The sequence below is a fragment of the Clostridium sp. genome, from assembly GCF_050717515.1.
Lineage (GTDB): Bacteria > Bacillota > Clostridia > Clostridiales > Clostridiaceae > Clostridium_AD.
This window is the reverse complement of record NZ_JBOITL010000032.1, coordinates 201,918-219,545: the sequence shown is the minus strand read 5'-3', so window position 1 is coordinate 219,545 and position 17,628 is coordinate 201,918. Positions and strand designations below refer to the sequence as shown.

General features: G+C 30.6%; 14 protein-coding genes. 5 read left to right on the top strand and 9 right to left on the bottom strand.

Features of this window, described 5'->3' with window-relative positions:
* Positions 1 to 89: 89 nt before the first annotated feature.
* Positions 90 to 542 (bottom strand): hypothetical protein, encoded by a 453-nt coding sequence (locus ACREV6_RS17000; RefSeq protein WP_431579232.1) that lies wholly within the window; start codon positions 540 to 542, stop codon positions 90 to 92.
* A gap of 356 nt (positions 543 to 898) precedes the next feature.
* On the opposite strand from ACREV6_RS17000, the gene ACREV6_RS16995 reads away from it, so the two are divergent.
* The 3 genes from ACREV6_RS16995 (at position 899) to ACREV6_RS16985 (ending at position 3,036) form a co-directional block, all read left to right on the top strand.
* Positions 899 to 1,966 (top strand): NAD/NADP octopine/nopaline dehydrogenase family protein, encoded by a 1,068-nt coding sequence (locus tag ACREV6_RS16995; RefSeq protein ID WP_431579231.1) that lies wholly within the window; start codon positions 899 to 901, stop codon positions 1,964 to 1,966.
* 128 nt (positions 1,967 to 2,094) lie between these two features.
* Positions 2,095 to 2,493, top strand: a complete 399-nt coding sequence (locus ACREV6_RS16990) for a hypothetical protein (protein ID WP_431579230.1) — start codon at positions 2,095 to 2,097, stop codon at positions 2,491 to 2,493.
* Between the two features lie 42 nt (positions 2,494 to 2,535).
* Positions 2,536 to 3,036 carry a hypothetical protein gene (locus ACREV6_RS16985; RefSeq protein ID WP_431579229.1) on the top strand — a complete coding sequence of 167 codons (501 nt, stop codon included), beginning with the start codon at positions 2,536 to 2,538 and terminating at the stop codon, positions 3,034 to 3,036.
* A 148-nt stretch (positions 3,037 to 3,184) separates the two neighbouring features.
* Here ACREV6_RS16985 and ACREV6_RS16980 read toward each other — a convergent pair whose 3' ends face one another.
* Positions 3,185 to 4,081, bottom strand: a complete 897-nt coding sequence (locus tag ACREV6_RS16980; RefSeq protein ID WP_431579228.1) for a helix-turn-helix transcriptional regulator — start codon at positions 4,079 to 4,081, stop codon at positions 3,185 to 3,187.
* 436 nt (positions 4,082 to 4,517) lie between these two features.
* On the opposite strand from ACREV6_RS16980, the gene ACREV6_RS16975 reads away from it, so the two are divergent.
* Positions 4,518 to 6,215 carry a methyl-accepting chemotaxis protein gene (locus tag ACREV6_RS16975; protein WP_431579227.1) on the top strand — a complete coding sequence of 566 codons (1,698 nt, stop codon included), beginning with the start codon at positions 4,518 to 4,520 and terminating at the stop codon, positions 6,213 to 6,215.
* A 267-nt stretch (positions 6,216 to 6,482) separates the two neighbouring features.
* Positions 6,483 to 7,277 carry an alpha/beta hydrolase gene (locus ACREV6_RS16970; protein ID WP_431579226.1) on the top strand — a complete coding sequence of 265 codons (795 nt, stop codon included), beginning with the start codon at positions 6,483 to 6,485 and terminating at the stop codon, positions 7,275 to 7,277.
* A 191-nt stretch (positions 7,278 to 7,468) separates the two neighbouring features.
* On the opposite strand, the gene ACREV6_RS16965 is transcribed toward ACREV6_RS16970, so the two are convergent.
* The 7 genes from ACREV6_RS16965 to ACREV6_RS16935 all read right to left on the bottom strand — a co-directional run bounded on the left by ACREV6_RS16965 (position 7,469) and on the right by ACREV6_RS16935 (position 17,555).
* The gene (locus tag ACREV6_RS16965) at positions 7,469 to 8,518 is read right to left on the bottom strand and encodes an ATP-grasp domain-containing protein (RefSeq protein ID WP_431579225.1); all 1,050 of its coding nucleotides are present in this window, start codon (positions 8,516 to 8,518) and stop codon (positions 7,469 to 7,471) included.
* Between the two features lie 387 nt (positions 8,519 to 8,905).
* Entirely contained in the window at positions 8,906 to 9,559 is a 654-nt protein-coding gene (locus ACREV6_RS16960; protein ID WP_431579224.1) for a pentapeptide repeat-containing protein, read from the bottom strand.
* A 242-nt stretch (positions 9,560 to 9,801) separates the two neighbouring features.
* Positions 9,802 to 11,787 (bottom strand): bifunctional metallophosphatase/5'-nucleotidase, encoded by a 1,986-nt coding sequence (locus tag ACREV6_RS16955; RefSeq protein WP_431579223.1) that lies wholly within the window; start codon positions 11,785 to 11,787, stop codon positions 9,802 to 9,804.
* 121 nt (positions 11,788 to 11,908) lie between these two features.
* Positions 11,909 to 13,363, bottom strand: coding sequence for a methyl-accepting chemotaxis protein (locus tag ACREV6_RS16950; protein WP_431579222.1), 1,455 nt, complete (start codon positions 13,361 to 13,363; stop codon positions 11,909 to 11,911).
* 183 nt (positions 13,364 to 13,546) lie between these two features.
* Positions 13,547 to 14,749 carry a NupC/NupG family nucleoside CNT transporter gene (locus ACREV6_RS16945; RefSeq protein ID WP_431579221.1) on the bottom strand — a complete coding sequence of 401 codons (1,203 nt, stop codon included), beginning with the start codon at positions 14,747 to 14,749 and terminating at the stop codon, positions 13,547 to 13,549.
* A 312-nt stretch (positions 14,750 to 15,061) separates the two neighbouring features.
* Positions 15,062 to 16,051 carry a D-cysteine desulfhydrase family protein gene (locus ACREV6_RS16940; RefSeq protein ID WP_431579220.1) on the bottom strand — a complete coding sequence of 330 codons (990 nt, stop codon included), beginning with the start codon at positions 16,049 to 16,051 and terminating at the stop codon, positions 15,062 to 15,064.
* A gap of 241 nt (positions 16,052 to 16,292) precedes the next feature.
* Positions 16,293 to 17,555: a dicarboxylate/amino acid:cation symporter gene (locus ACREV6_RS16935; RefSeq protein ID WP_431579219.1), complete on the bottom strand. Its 1,263-nt coding sequence runs from the start codon at positions 17,553 to 17,555 to the stop codon at positions 16,293 to 16,295.
* Between the last annotated feature and the right edge of the window lie 73 nt (positions 17,556 to 17,628).

Genomic DNA, 17,628 nt, shown 5'->3' with positions numbered 1-17,628 from the left:
TTCTTACACAATATTTGTGTTGTTCTTACATATGCATTTTAAACTATATTTCTATTTTTGTCAAATAAACTCATTTTAATTTTCATAAATTAAATTGCTCTTTTTAAGGATAGCTTATGTTCTTTTATTGGATTTAATGCTAGTACATATGGTATTTCCCAGTTTTTTATTCCATTGGTAAATTTCTGTGGATACTGATATTGATGTGCCTTGTGCACCCTTTTTCGATTATATATTACCTCTTCCCCAAACATATACTTTACTTCATTCATAAACTGATTATTAATATTAATTTGTTTAAAATTAAAATCATTGATAATTTTCAAAAATCTGTCTACTTCATTTTGAAAAACTTTAGCAAAAAAAGCATTTTCATTATTGCCATCGCAAATTAATATTACGTTTAGTTGGCTTTCATTAATAGTAGCTTTTAATTTATATATGCTTCTTTTGTTCCTCCCTATAAAATAACCATAATTAATATAATTAGGATCCTCATCTGTTGGAAATATTACATTATATAATAATTCTTCTTCTTTCATTTTAATCCTCACCTTTCTAATAAATTATTAGATTAATAAAACTAAAATTTTAAAAGCCACCTTATATAAAATACGTTTCTAAAATATATTCGTTTCAATTATTCTAACAGTTCATTGTAAAGTGTATGTTATGAATTTGGTCAGAATTAGTTAACAACAGAAGGTAACTGCGACTTGTTAAAAAATTCAAATTATTGATTATTGAAAAAAAAAGATATATATGAGAAATTTCAGAGCTAAATCTAAATAAGGTATATAATAGATAATATACTAGTCTTTATGTAAATTTCACATTACATGAATACAAACTATATGGAAGGTTTGAAACATAATAATTAATAGGAGGAAAAATAGAAATGAAAATCACAATAGCAGGTGCAGGAAATGCTGGTAGTACAATAGCAGCGGATTTATCATTAAAAGGTCATGAGGTTACAATATTAAAGACTTCTAAAATGCTTCATAATGAACATTATGAAGCTATGGTTGACAATGGTTATAAAATTGAATTTATTAGAAAGGGTAAAAGTAAAGAAGCAAAGATAAATTTAATAACCACTGACTATGAGTCAGCACTAAAAAATTCGCAGCTTATAATATTATATGTACAAACTAATTATCAAGAAGATGTTATTAAAAAAATGGCACCATATTTAGATAACCAAGTTATATTAATTGAACCAGGATATTTAGCAACAATGTATTTCTTAGAACATTGCAAGAATAAAAATTTAACTATAGTAGAAGCAGAAAGTTCGCCAATGGATTGTAGAATAACTAAGGCAGGTCAGGTAACAGTATTATTTGAAAATGTACGAAATCCAATAGGGATATATCCAGAATCAAAAGCTCATGAGACTCTTGAAATGTTAAAAGCTTTAGGATATAATTTTGTAAAATCAAAATCCGTTATTGAGGCTGCCTTAAACAATCCTAATTTAATAGTTCATACTATTGGCGCATTTATGAGTATACCAAGAATAGAATATGCTAATGGAGAATACTGGATGTATAAAGAGGTATTTACAAAATCAGTATGGAATATTGTATGCGCTTTAGATGGAGAAAAAATTCAAATATTAAACAAATTAGGTTGCAAAGGAAATACATATGTGGAAGAATGTAAATTCAGGAATTCCTTAGATACTAGTCTAGATGCCACTGAAGTGTTTTTTGATTATGCTAATAACCATTCCTGCAAAGGTCCATTTGTTTCTAATTCTAGATACATAACAGAAGATGTACCTGAGGGATTAGTACTAATGGAATCTATTGGTAAACATTTAGAAATACTCACCCCAATATGCTCCTCCCTAATAAATATGTCTTCTGCTGCACTTAACAGAGATTTTAGAAAAGAAGGTAGGACATTAGAGAAATTGGGACTAGAAAACTTTAAATTATTAATTGAAAATATTCTTTAAATGTGAACTGAGGGAATCCTATAAAAACATAATTGTTAACCATATTATCAATAAGCCTTAAATTTAAATAACAAAAAACTATAATACATCATATACTGTAATTGTAAATACTTTTAGGAGTTAATTAAATGTATATTGATGAAGATTCTATTAGACTTTATAATCAAAGCTATATTTATGAACTAGAGGCTGAATATTTTCCACTCACTTATCAATACAGGCAAATAGGTCCTTTCCTACAAGGACCTCAAAGTCCTCAGGGTGCCCCACCTTCTGGTCCTCCAAACTTTACACCATCGGAACCTAAATCACAACAATTCGGTGCTACCCCTCTAGCTATAGACCCAGGTGCAATTAGACCTTGCATATATAGATTTGTCTATATATGGCCAAGAAGAGGGAACGGATTTTGGGCATGGCTTGTATTCGTAGGCCCTAGGTCTGTAGCAGGCTTTCGCTTTAATAGAAATGCTTGGAGATATTTTGGAATGGATCTGAGAGATATTCGTAGTTTCCAATGCTTTTAAAATATCATAGATCAGGAGTTTAAATAGGAATGGAGGGTGAAAATGATAAAGTTTAACTCTTTTACTGGTTTCATTACCATGATTAATGATTTTTGGACAAATGAAAGTGGAGAAGGTCTAGGCTGTTATAAATTAATGTCTGTAGAAGACGAATTTGGAACTATAGTGAATTTCGTGGTGACACCGGCAACTTATTTTGTAGACCATGTAATGGTTAGATTAGGAGATAATGTAACTGGATTTTTTGATGCAAATGCGCCTGTTCCTCTCATTTTTCCGCCACAATTTCAAGCAATTATTATGACAAGAAATACACCATATAAAAATGTGAAAGTAGACTATTTTAACAATCAGTTGGTGAGTAGCGATAATTATTTAAAATTAAACATTGCCCCCTATACTCAGATAGTACTAGAAAACGGGCAAGCCTTTACCAAAAACCCCGCAAACCGAAATCTAATTGTTGTCTATGGTGCTACCACAAAGAGTATCCCAGCCCAAACCACCCCCTATGAAGTTATTGTTATATGTCCGATGTCCTAAAGAAATTTACTTATTCTTTTTCCTTATTAGCTATCCTTATTTAAATCAATTAAGCCTTTATTAATTTTATATTTTTCTCAAGGTGCTCTATTAATTTAAATTTCATAGCGGGGTAATAAAGTGAAGCTCTTTATTACTCCGCTATTTCTTAAGTAAGTGAATCAGCCTTTTTTCTATATTCGGAAGGAGTGCAGCCTACGTAGTTTCTGTAGGTACGCAAAAAATACGTATTGTTATTAAATCCCGATTTATATGCCACTTCAGATATAGTCAAATGAGTATCCCTAAGTAGCATAGAAGCTACTTTAATTCTAAGCTTCACTAGGTAATCTATTATAGACATACCAGTAGCATGACTAAAGTTATTTGATAAAGTTGTTCTGTTAATGTGAAAAATATCTGTTAATTGCTTAATGGTTATTTTTTTATCATAGTTAGTGTGTAAATATAAAATAATATCATTTATATCAGATGATTTATAACTTAACTGCATATTTGACTCTACTTTAGAATCTGTATATGAATACTGTATTAGAAATAAAATTTCCAGAAAAAAAGAACGGGTTCTGCAGGCCCAATACAAATTATCAATTCTAATAATTTCAGCTTTTAACAGTTCAAAAAGATGGCTAATTTTTTTTGCCATAACAGTTCCAATTTCAAAATTGCCCGTAAAATTATTTACTCTACATATAAAAGGTAGTATGTAAAAATAATCCTGAATCTCTGACATTGTTAAAGTCTCTAAACTTTTTTTTATATTATCTATAGTTAAAATACTATTAATTATTTGTGGTTTGAAAAATATCGCCTGTACTTTTAATTTGCATTCCTTCTCTAGCGCAACAATTTCATTTTCATTTAAACAAAATATTGACGGAGCCATAAACACTGTTGATTTCTCATTGATGTTAATTATTCCAGTTCCCTCTTCTATAAAAATAATCCTAAACATAGAGTAATGCTCGGGCAAAAACGCTTCATCAGAAGTAATTACTATAGGCAGTGCCACATTAGTTTCTATATTAATAGTATATTGTTCCATATATTCTTCCCCCTCGGCTTAAGTTTACAAATATTAATAATGTATTTTCAGTATGTAATTAATATTTTACCATAAATTACATTTTAAGGAGTGATGATTGTGAAAATATATAAATTAAATACATCTCAACATACTTATCCTTGCATTAAGCTTTAATAAAGAAAAGAATTATTCATAATCTCTTTTTTTTATGTTTCCGTCATAATTACTAAAAATTAAACAATATCGTTGTATTTATACGTTAATTATAAGTCTTATGATAATCCAATAATATTTTAATGAATTTAGGACTTTTTCCTCAAAGAGTTCATTACTTTTTTTGTATATTATTTAGAAAAATATAATTTAGTTAAATTCTCACTAAAGATAACTTTGAATTAATCGATAAATAAATACAGAAAATAATTTATTTAATTAAAGTAGAGGGGGACTAACTTTGAAAAATCTTAAAAACCTAAAAATTGTTAATAGCATTATTGCAATGTGGATTATATCACTTATTTGTTCACTCGTGATAGGGGTAAATGGATTTATTAACATGAAAAAATTAAATGGAAATGTAGAAACAATCTATTCACAGCAGCTGATGGCTATCTCCATATTAGCAGAATTTAATGGTGAACTAGGGCTAATAAGACAAAATTTTACTAAGCTAATCGATAGACCCTTTAATCCCGCTATTATAAGTATTCTAGATGAAAATGACAAATTATTTAAAGAAAATACAGCTAAAATCGAAAAATATTGTACTACATCAACAGCAAAGGAAACTTTAAGTGCTCTTAAGAAAAATTATGAGGATTACTTTGCCGGTATAAATGTAGTAAAAGAAAAGAAGAAGCAGGGACAAAATCCTACAAATGAAGAAGTTGCACAATATGGTATATCAGGAACTGAATTATCTAAAAACATGCTTGAACTTACTAAATTGAATCAAAAGTCAGCAAAAGAAATATATACTCAGTCATTGCAGCAATATAATAGCAGTAGAAATACCTTTATTGCAATGGGTATAATTCTTTTCATAATTTTAACATCAATATCCTTAATAGTAATATTCTTAGTTAAATCTTCTATTAAAGAGTTTTCAAATGCATTAGCTATTGTATCAATTGGAGATTTTACTATTAAGTTAGATAAAAGTGGCACGAATGAATTTGGTAAAATGAAAAGAGAATTCGCAATAACTATCGCTGCAATAAGTCAAATACTAAAGACAATAAAAGAAAATACAGATACTATTAGTGAACAATCATTATCCTTGTCTGCTATATCGGAGGAAATGACATCTTCAACCCAAGAGGTTGCAAGTGCTATACATGAAGTTGCAGAGGGGTCAACTTCTCAAGCAACGGATTTAATTGAAATGTCTTCAAATTTAAATGCTTTTGGTAATGCTATAGATAATATAGTATTATCTGTTGAAGCGGTTGAAGTTAACGCTAAGAGTGTTAATAATATGGCTACAAATAGTAATGAGAAGCTAGAGGACTTGGTGAAGTCTGTTGGTAATATTAGTGGTGCATTTAAGGATGTAAGTACAAAAATTGCTAAACTAGGTACAAGTATTAATAAAATAAATGAAATTACTACTTTAATAAACAACATTGCAAATCAGACAAATTTATTAGCACTTAATGCAGCTATCGAGGCAGCTAGGGCTGGAGAATCAGGAAAAGGCTTTGCCGTTGTTGCTGATGAGATTAGAAAACTTGCAGAGCAAAGTAAAAATTCTTCTACAGAGATAGATACTTTGTTAAAAACTATTTCATTGGAAACAGAAGGGGTTATAGTTACTACTAATAAAGTGGATTCTGACCTTGTAGATCAAGTTGATATAATTGATAGTTCAATATCTGTATTTAAGGATATTATTACTGCTATCGAAAAAATGCTACCTTTAATTGAAACTGCAAATTTAGAAGTAAATAAAATTAATAGTGACAAAGATTCTATAATAGTTAAAATTGAAAATGCTTCTGCAGTATCAGAAGAAAATTCAGCATCTTCAGAGGAGATAGCCGCTTCTGCACAGGAAATGAGTGCATCCTCAGAGGAAGTGGCGATTAGCGCAGAAAAGCTAACGTCAATTGCAACAAGAACTATCGAAGAAGTAAATAAATTCAAACTATAGTCATAAGGAGCAGGTACACAACCAATTTTTGGTTAGGTACCTGCTCCTTATTATTTACAAACCACCTTTAGTAGCTCTTATCCTAAGAGCTACTATAACTATCGTTAAATGAAGTTTCCTATAGTATACAACTATACTATTTACAATTTAAATGTACTTATTATCAAGTATTAACTATCTTGGGTTTTAATAACATAATAAAAATGATATATTTTTATTATGTTATTAAACACATTACCACAAATTACATTTTAAGGAGTGATAAAGTTGAAAAAAAATACCTTAATTACCTTACTTATCGTTTGTATCATAGTAATAGGAGGCGGTGCGTTTTACTACTTTAATAAATCTGAAAATTGTTTATCTCTTGACTTAAAAAATCAAACAATAACATTTAAAGCCAAAGATAAAGTTGAAATTACAGCTGATTTATATATGACTGAAAATAAAAAAGCACCATTTATTCTTCTTTTTCATCAAGCAGACGCTAGTAGAGGTGAGTACCTTACAATAGCTCCAAAATTGAATGAGCTAGGTTTCAATTGCATGGCGGTTGATCAAAGAGCTGGAAGCTCCATGAAAAGTGTTGATAATAAAACATTTTCAAGTGCACTAGCCTTGGACAAACCTATAGAATATGAAGATTCGTATTTTGATTTAGAGGCTGCATTACACTTCGTAAAAGATAAAATTAAACCTGATAAAATTATAGTTTGGGGCAGTTCTTATTCAGCATTATTAGCTTTCCCCTTAGCCGCAAATAATGCAAAAGATATTGATGGAATCTTAGCCTTCTCTCCAGGAGACTATTTCTACATTAATGATAAATCTGTTTTTGAATATAGTAAAAATTTAACTTGTCCCATATTTATTACTTCAGCTAAGAATGAGCATTCTGCTTGGCAATCTATTTTTGATAATCTCACCTCTAAGAAAAAGGTAGGCTTTATACCTGAAACTGAGGGTTGTCATGGTTCTAGTGCATTATGGAGTACTACACCAGGCAATGAAGAATATTGGAAAGCAGTACAGAATTTTTTAAGTAACTTCGCTACTAAATAACAATTATGTCCAATTGATAGTGTATACAAAATCTGTTTTTGATGCTGTATACACTATTGTTGAAACTCAAATAATATTATTCCCTTTCACTTTATATATCAATAAATATTTACATTTTTGTTTTTATTTTACATTTTATTGCAATCGAAATATAGTTAGTAAAACTATTTTCAGTTTATATAATATCTTTATTATGATATTACTTTCGCATCTTTATATATAACATTTTTCATTACTATAGAATTTTCTAAATGCGTGGACATAATATCATATTTAAGTTCAGGAACTTCAATTTTTTCTCCTAAAGCAAGTTTTACAGCTAAGTATGGAAAATTTGCTCCTGAGAGTGCTGATATATATAATCCACCTGACATTCTTGGGTTAATTTCAAGGAGTTTACATACTCCATCTTTCATCTTAAACTGCAAATTAAACATATATGGAAGTTTATATATTTCAGCAAACTTTCTAGCCATTTTAATCAATTCTGGATTACCATCAATATATTCTAATCTCCCCAACATTTTCTTTCTAGGTACTGCCGCATATAATTTTCCATCATAAGCAAGACAATCTATACTGTACTCATTTCCTTGTAAGAATTCCATAACCATTAATGGTTTAAATGATTTCTTTGTTCCTAATAAATTAATTGATTTTTTTAAAGATATTCTATGATTTATAGGCTCAAAGATACTTTCAAATGTATCATCTCTATCATCAATAACCCTAAAACCCTCTCCACCTATTCCAATCACAGGTTTAAAACATACTCTGTGTCCCTTTTTTATTAAACTTTCATAAGCTATTTTGAAATCTTTAACATTATCTACTACAAAATAATCAGGTATATTTATGATATTATAGGGTCTTACGCTTTCATAGAATTTAGCCTTATCATCAATTGTTTCCATAAGTTCCATATCTGAACACACCATTACCTTAGTCCCTATATTTTCAAACTCTTTAAGGTGTGGTGCAATTGATACCATATCATACTTGGGTATGAAGAGATCAATCTCATTTCTCTTGCAAAAATCTAAGCAATAATCCACATACTCCTTACCTATTAGCAAAGGTTCTATTTCAGCATGATCTGCATTTTGCAGTACAATACTTTCTTTTATCGCGTGTGTAACATAGACCTCAAATTTTCTACCATCAAGGTTGTTTCTTATCATATCTATGTAAATATATGCAGTTGAAAACCATCTATTAAACCATATTTTCGTGTTTTTCATTAACTTCCTCCTATGTTTTTATTTCGCTGACTATCTATTTTTTTGTTAAGTAATATTGTTATACCGGCATTTGCTTAAGGGTCTATTAGACACTACATCTGATATTGGACGCACTATAAAAACCGACTTATCTTTTTAAGACAAGTCGGTAATTTTTATGATATTATTGCACCGCATAATCCCAATGTGAGGCAAAGCATATTTTATATTTACTTTATTTAAATAAAAAACCTGTCATAAATAATAGCTTGTTTATAATCTATTATAACATAAATTTTAAGTATTAGGATTTAATTTGGCTAAAAATTGATTTTACCCTTGTAAATAACAATTTAATAAGGCATGTTACATTCGTTATGGCATAACAACTAATTTATAAAGTTGATTTTATTTAATAATGAGACCTAGTATGCTCGATAGAGAAACTGCTTGTATAGGAGTAACTCTTGCGCCTTTAAGATCAGCAATATTTACTCCTATACCTTCAATATCGCAACTAGTAAAATCTATTCCTTTAAGACTTGTAAAATTCATCTGAGCCTGGAGTAGATTAGACTCTTTAAATTCAACCTTTAAAAATTTCGAATTTTGAAAATCTGAAGAACGTAATTGACATTGAAGGAATGCAACTTGTTTACAATTAGAATAACTAAAGAAAGCAAATTGACCATTACAATTTTCAAAAGTCACATCTCTCAAGGTAGCTTCATTTAAATTAATACCAATAATTTTACAATTTACAATTTCTACTCTATGTAGTGAAGCCTCATTAAAATCTACATTTGATAAATCACAATTTTCAAATCTCACATCCACAAGCTCTATACGTCTAAAAGTTATTTTATTAAAAATAACTTTTTTGAATATTACTTGCTTAAAATTCACCCTGTCTGCTTGATGGTTTTCTAAAGTGCAATCACTAATTATCCCATAAGAAAATATAGACTCATCCACTATATTTTCTTTAGATAACTCTATGACATCTAAATCGCTGTCAAATTTAGGTCTTAAAACTTTCGTTTTTATTTTATTATTTTCCATAGTACTTACCTCCATTTTAACTTGTGCTTTGCAAAATTCACCCACCCTTTTGATGGAGAATAATTCACTCTAAAAAGAAATCTACCTATACAAAAGCATCCTCTAAATAAAACACTTTACTTAATCTTTCCTTTATAATCACAAATACAATTATACCATTTTTTCACTAATAAGATTCAAAAAAAAGACCAACAAAAAAATTCAATTTTCTTTGTTGGTCTTTTACTATGTCTAAAATAGAATTACTCCACTTTAGCTATTTTCTTTGCATTTTTTTTTGCAAGACGCCTTTGTTTTCGCTTTTTTCTTGTCACAATTCTTACAATAGCCAAAGTAAGGAGGGTAATAATAACTATAACAAGGGTATACGCTACAAGTGCAATACCATTTGGATTCTTAAGTAATTGGAACACATTATGATTATTGTCCACCAGCTTCCTAGCTTGATTTTGACTATAATACTGTGGAATTTGTGCAACGCCCTCTACTTTATCAAATGATTTGAGATATTGCGCAATTGCTAACCATTCTTTAACTTCGGTCTCACTTCCATTTGCAGTATTAGTAATTATCTGAGCTTCAAAATCGGTAATAGGTGCACCATTCTTAGTTTTTGGCACAATTGATAAAATACCGAAAGATTTTTCGCCCACAACGGAAAGCATCTGTGCCGAGTATAATCCAGCCACAGCACGATATAGTTTTGTATCATTAATCACTTCAAAAGTACCATCTGGTTTTTGAAATGTAGTATTCGTAACCTTGTTTAAAATTAATCTATTTGGGTTAAATTTAAAATTTACACCAGACATATAAAGCTGTGCACTAGTCATTATAGGAGAAATTGAAGCATCAACCTCACAGGCTGTCTTTAATTCTTTACCAGTAAGATATACAGAAATTAAAGGATAACCCGAAACTTTATCTGCGCCTATACCCAAGGAACTTGATATGAAAGCATCGGCTACAGTTATATTACCTTTCACAAATGAGCCTCGTATTGTACCACTAGGCACAAGCGCCACTGCAATTGGCTCGTAATTCACACCTTCTGCTTTCTTTACAGCGTATACATATGCATCACTAATAAGGTTACCTAATGTATCCTCAGCATGCACAAGCCCTATCTCTGATGTTGCCACAAAGTTAAAAGGTGAATTTGCTAGTACTTGATCAAATTTCATATCAAACTTATTAAGATATTTTTGTTGAACAATTTTCTTATAATTATCTATAGTTCCAGAAATTTTTGTATCTTCTGGTAAACTATTATCGATTTGTCTAAGCTTATAGGCATCTAGCTTCCACTCTTTATTTGATGACTGTGAAAGATTAATAACCCCTAAATTTTGACTGTATTCTCCACATGAACCTATAATAGTCTTGCCAACCATAATAGGTTTAGTTAACTTGGTGTGAGTGTGTCCGCTTATTATCAGATTAATTTCAGGAACCTTTTTTGCAAGTGTTTCATCTTCAGATTCCGACCCATTTATTGATATACCTGAATGTGATAGACAAACAACAAGGTCTACCTTCTCTTCTTTTTTTAATATATTAACTACACTCTTAGCCTTTTCAACAGTGCTTGCAAACTTCACTTCCGACATAGGTGCATTTGAAGCAGAATCCGTTCCCATTAAACCAAAAACGCCTATTTTTACGCCTCCACGTTCTATTATGGTATAGTCCTTAACACCATACTCATCCATAGCCTGCTTTAGATTTGTCAATGTTGCGCTTAGCTTTCCATTTTTATCCGTTGGAAATAAAACATTTGACTGTACAATTTGAGGTAATTTATCCCCACTGTTTTTTGCAGCATTTAAACTCCCTGCCAAACCATTGGCCCTAAAATCATACTCATGGTTTCCTAGGGTTACTACATCATAGCCCATCTGTCCCATTGTTCTAAGCTCAGGTGCATCACTTGCATATATGGATTGAAATAGAGTACCCATGGAAAAATCCCCAGCATCAACCAATAGTAAATCCGAATCCTTTTTCTTTTCCTCATTAATAGCACTTTGTAATCGTGCATATCCTCCTAATTGCAAAATTTCTTCATTTTGCTTAACATTAAAGGGAAGAAAATGATCATGCATGTCATGAGTAAAAAGGATAGTCATAGTTTTTTCTGCTTTTCCTGCAAAAACCTTAGACCTATTAATTGACAGTATCATTATTATGGTCATTACCATACAAACCAGACTGAAAAATCTTTTCATACTATCTACCACCTTTAATTTGTTGTTTACAATCCATATCAATATTTACTTTTTTACCAAAATGGAATAGTTGCAATGAATTTTGCCACTACAGGTTATTTAGATTAGTATTAAATAATCATTAAGTTAATTTAGTGGTTAATTTCGATACACTGCTAAATATTTCATTTAAATTTACTTTTGATTCAGTTACATTCGCAAGCTGCACTTTTGTTAAAGCATTTACTTCTTCAATTGATGCAGTAGAATTTTGAGATGCCTGTGATATTTGTGAAAATGTGCTAAATAAATCATTTATTTCTTTTAATAACAATTCATTATTCTTTGAAACAACTTCAGATTCACTCTCAATTTTGCTTACATTTTTTAAAATGTCATAGTAAGAATCGATTGCTTCATTTGTAAATGTAACTCCTTCATTAGTTTTGTTTACGCTGTCTTCAACCGTTAACATGGCATTTTTTATACTCAGCTGGATTAGGTTTATTGATTGTTCTATTTCTTTAGCAGATTGCTCTGATTGCTCTGAAAGATTTTTAACTTCATTTGCAACAACAGAAAAACCTTTTCCTTGTTCTCCAGCACGGGCTGCTTCTATAGAAGCATTAAGACTGAGTAAGTTTGTTTGATTTGCTATATTTTTAATAACTTCTACTATTTTTACTATTTTATTGTTGTGATTATCAACCTCATGCATAATTTGAGATAAATCCACAACTGTTTGTCTAATTTCTTTCATTTGAACATTCATTTGTTGCATTTTGATATTACTGTTATTTGATATACTTTGAGTGTTTTTAGCACTTGATTTTACTATTTCAAATTTATTTGTAACATTATTAAATTCAGCCACTAAGTTTTGCAATGTATCCAATGATGTATCTACAGATATGCTTTGAGATTCCACATTTAACGAAATAACATCCATGGAACTTGAAATATTATCAGAAATACCTATTAAATCAGATGATTTTTCATTAAGGCTATTTATAAATGTTTTAATATCCTTAGAGGCTAAAAAAACTGATGCAAGGGTCATTTCATTTTTTGAATTTGCTTTATCTAAATCAAGCATTTTGTCATTAACTTCTTTTATAATCTTTGCACCTGACCTACATTGCATATAAGAAACAGCTCCAAAGAGCGTAATTAAAATTACAAATGTAATAATATGAAAAGGCTTAACAAAGGCATAATATTCATAAAAAATTTTATCCTTTGCAAAATAGTAAATAAGTATTAGGTATAAAGAACTTATTACTGAAACAATTAGCGATGCATTTGCATTGTGATATAGAGTTGATATAAAAATTGTTAATACAATTAACAGCAACATTAAAATACTGAACCCATCAATATAAATCATAAAACAGGTGTAACCTAATATACCTATGGGAATTATATAAGGACTATACTTATCCAGCTTTTTTATAAAAATTGCTGAACTACATAAAATTAAGGTTATTATTCCTGCCGAAACAAAAGTGATCGCTGTTGTTCTTGAAGGAGTGATTAAAAATCCCAATACACTGACTAATAAAATAAGAATTATTTTTCGATTAAGTTTGTTATACATAATAAGACCTCCATAAAGCATTTTTACTTTGTTTTTTATATTCGACGCATTTATGTACTTTCCTTCAAAATTTAACATTTTTTTTGAAATAATTACCTTGACTTTAAAAATTTAGTAAATAGAAAAATCAACAAGGGAATTTTTTAAAATTCCCTTGTTGATTTTGATAACTTTTATAACATTCTAAATTGCAATAATTAAGCCTACAATTAATGCACTTAATATACTTACACAGAAACCACCTATCATTCCCCTAAACGCAAGTTTTGATAATTGTCCTCTCTTATCTGGACAAAATACTGATATTCCCGATACACAGATTCCCATACTTGATATGTTTGCAAAACCTGTTAGGGATACTGCTAGCATAAGGCCTGTTCTATAATCTAATGTGCTCATTACTTTACCAAGTTGTCCAAATGCTACAAACTCATTTAACGCCATCTTACTTCCAAGTAATTGCCCTGCAAGTAATACTTGTCCACTCGGCACCCCCATTAAATAACCTATTGGTGCAAATGCATATCCCAGTATTCCTTCTAGTGATACTCCAAAGATTCCAAGAAGTCCATTAACCATTGCAACTAGTGCTACTATTGCTATAAGCACTGCACCAATTCCAAGAGCCATATTGAGTCCTGCAGATGCTCCTTCTGAAATAGCTGATATTAAGTTTTCATTATCACCCTTATTATCTATTTTCAAATTATCTATTTCATTAACCCCTTCCACCTCCGGAACTAATATTTTAGAGATAATTATACTTCCCAGGGGCACTAAAGTACTACCAATTAAAAGATATTCCATAGGTATTCCAAGACCAACATATCCCATTATTACACTAACAGACATGCTCCCCATACCTGATATTAGCACTAACATTATTTCACTTTCAGTCATTTTAGGTAAATACTTGCTTACGAGTAATGGTGAATCTGTTTGCCCTAAAAACATATTTGCTACTGCCACAAAACTTTCTACTTTGCTTGTCCCAATAACCTTTTCTATTGCTCCACCTATTATTTTAACCACAAACCCTATAACTCCTAGATAAAATAGTGCTCCAACCAATGCTGATACGAATATTATGTTACCTAATACTTGTATACCAAATACCATTCCGGTTGGTGCGCTGCCATCCGCTAATGATCCGAATACAAAGTTTAACCCCTGGCTGCCATAGTTTAAGACATTACTAACCCCATCTGATACATTTTGTATAACTATTCTTCCTAAAGGAACTTTAACTAATAATAATGCCAGTACAACTTGTATAGCAAATGCTTTAATAATTAGTTTCTTGTTAATAATGGACTTATTATTTGATATTAGATATAAAATACCAAATAAAATTACAATCCCTAATAAATTTCTTGTTATTATCATAAATTACCTCCTTTTTTTAATACGCATGTTTAGATACTTATTTTTTCATATTCATTTCGCTTTAGAAATCTTCAAAAAAAAATAACAAGTCAATACGCTAATCTATTTTTTAAAATGCCTTATTAGATTATTTTATACACCTATTTTTATAATCTTATAACATTATTATACCTTAGGTTAGTGCTACTAATGTCTTTGTTTGAATATTTTGTCGAATTTAATTATAATTTCTTAATAAAAAATTATATTCAAAAAAAAGTAGCCTTATGCGCAGGCTACTTTCTTATGCTAGTTTATTATTTCGTGAATTTTTTAAAACTCAAATAGGTGTTTCTGTGGGAACAATCCAAAAGCTCCTCCAGTATGAATAAACAGGATATTTTCACAGCTTTTAAAGCTTCCCTTTTTAATTTCTTCTACCAATCCATACATGGCTTTACCCGTATACACAGGGTCTAAAATTATCCCCTCTAGTTTTGCAAAGTCATGAATAAAATTAAGCTCTTCTGGTCTGCTAAGTGCATATCCTCTTCCCACATATCCATCCATAATATGAATTTCATCTTTTGAAATATCTAAATCCATATCAAGGTATTTCATACTTTCATGCAATATTTTATAAATCTCATTTTTGAAGTGCTGCGCATCATCACAAACATTGATACCACATATTTCGCCAGTATACTCTAGCGTCTTGCTTGCTAGTAATAGTCCCGAATGAGTTCCACCAGATCCTACTGCCAGTACAATTTTATCAAAATGCACACCCATCTCCTTTTCCTGGCAAATAATTTCCTCCATGGCATTATAGTATCCAAATCCACCAATTCCATTAGAAGCACCTTCTGGTATAATATAAGGTTTAAAGCCTTGCTTCTCTAATTTTGCCTTGATTTGTTCCATAATTTCTGCTTTACTATTTTTATATTGTTCTGGAGTAATAAATTGAATATCCGCTCCCAAAAGCTTATCTATAAACAAATTGCCATCTGATTCTGTTTTTGGGTCCCCTCTTAAAACAAGGACTGATTTCATTCCAAGCCTTGAAGCCACTGCCGCCGTAGCCCTGCAGTGATTAGATTGAATTCCTCCACAAGTAATAAGTACATCACAGCCTTGACTAAGCGCTTCCTTTACAGAAAATTCAAGTTTCCTTATTTTATTACCGGAAACTTCTGTTCCTGTTTGATCATCTCTTTTTATATAAATATTAGGTCCACCCAGTTTTTGCGACAATCTTTCTAATTTTTCTATCCTTGTTGGTAGATTTGCAAACATTATTTTTTCTGGAATTTTAATCATTAAATAAATCCTCCTTCTTTATGTAACTATATTTTAATTTTTAAAAATTCATCCGATGTAAATTTCACTTATAAGATAAGTATATTTGCAAATGCACTTATGTTATAAGCAATAACTATGCCAATGTATTAGAATAAGGTTTAAATAAAAAATTCTACTATTTTATATATAATCTTGTATATCACTTCTCATTACTTCATTGGAAGGATTTCCTTTGTAATATTGAGCAAAGCAACAGGTCTTAGCCTTTGATAGCGGATGATAGTGTTTGAACACTCTTCTTCATCCAGTCTTTACCTTCCACCAATCGAGTAACAACCATAGATGTTACAGCATCACCAGTGCAATTTATCCATGTTGCAGCAGGATCTACAAGAAAGCCAAGAGTTGCAATAATTGGAAATGCTTCTGCTGGAAATCCAAATAAATTTACAATCAACATTTCACCGATGAGTCCACCACCTGGAACACCCGACATAACTACGCCGCCCATAACTGAAATTGCTAGTGCAGCAACGTAGGTTCCTATTCCAGAAAATTCTTGTCCAAATATCCCAAACAGAAATGAAATTTTTAATATAGAAGAAATAACAGTACCGTCCATATGCATGGTTGCACCAATTGGCAACACAATCTCGCGAATATCCTTTGGAACTCCCATATTCTCAGTAGCTTTTAGGTTAACAGGTAGAGTTGCAAGAGAGCTCTGTGTTGCAAGCGATGTAATGGAAGGCTCTAAAATATTTTTAAAGAAAGTTTTTATGCACTGAGTACCACCAGCAAAATATGAATATCCAGAAAATGCAACAAAGAAATATATAATACATAATGGATAATAGATAACCATAGCTCTTGCATAAGCACCCAAGAGTTGAGGTCCAAACTCACCAATGAGGCTTGCAAAATATGCACCCAAACCGATTGGAGCGTACAACATAATGATGCTAATAAATTTCATCATAACTTTTGACATAGCATCTAAACCCTTTGCTATAATATTGTTTTCAGCGCCAAGGGAGCTAACACATAATCCAAAGAAAATAGAGAATATAATAAGAGGCATCATATTAGAGCGAGAAAATAAGCCACCAAAATCTGTTACGGTTAATGTCTTAACAATTTGATCAGAAAGTTTGACTGTTTCCAAAGCCTTTGCGGCCTCAAATGTTAGTTTAACGCCAGCAGCAGGTGGAAAAACCTTTACAACAGTAATTATGATAAGACCAGCAATAAATCCTGTAGCAAGGAACGTCAAGAACATATTACTTATAATTTTTCCTAGTCTTTTCATATTAACCATATTTCCTACCGCACCAGCTATGGTAACAAATACTAGAGGGGTTACAACTGTAAACATTAAGTTAAGAAATATATCACCAAAAGGCTTAAGTACTGTTGCTTTTTTACCAAAAACAATACCAATGATACTCCCTACTATAATAGATAGAATTAAAATAATGGGGAAACGATAATTTTTCCATACATTTTGTTTTTTTGCACTCATTATAATACTCCCTTTCTTTCTTTGGTATTGTTAAAATTTAAAAAAATTTTAACAATCCTAGACTTTATACCTT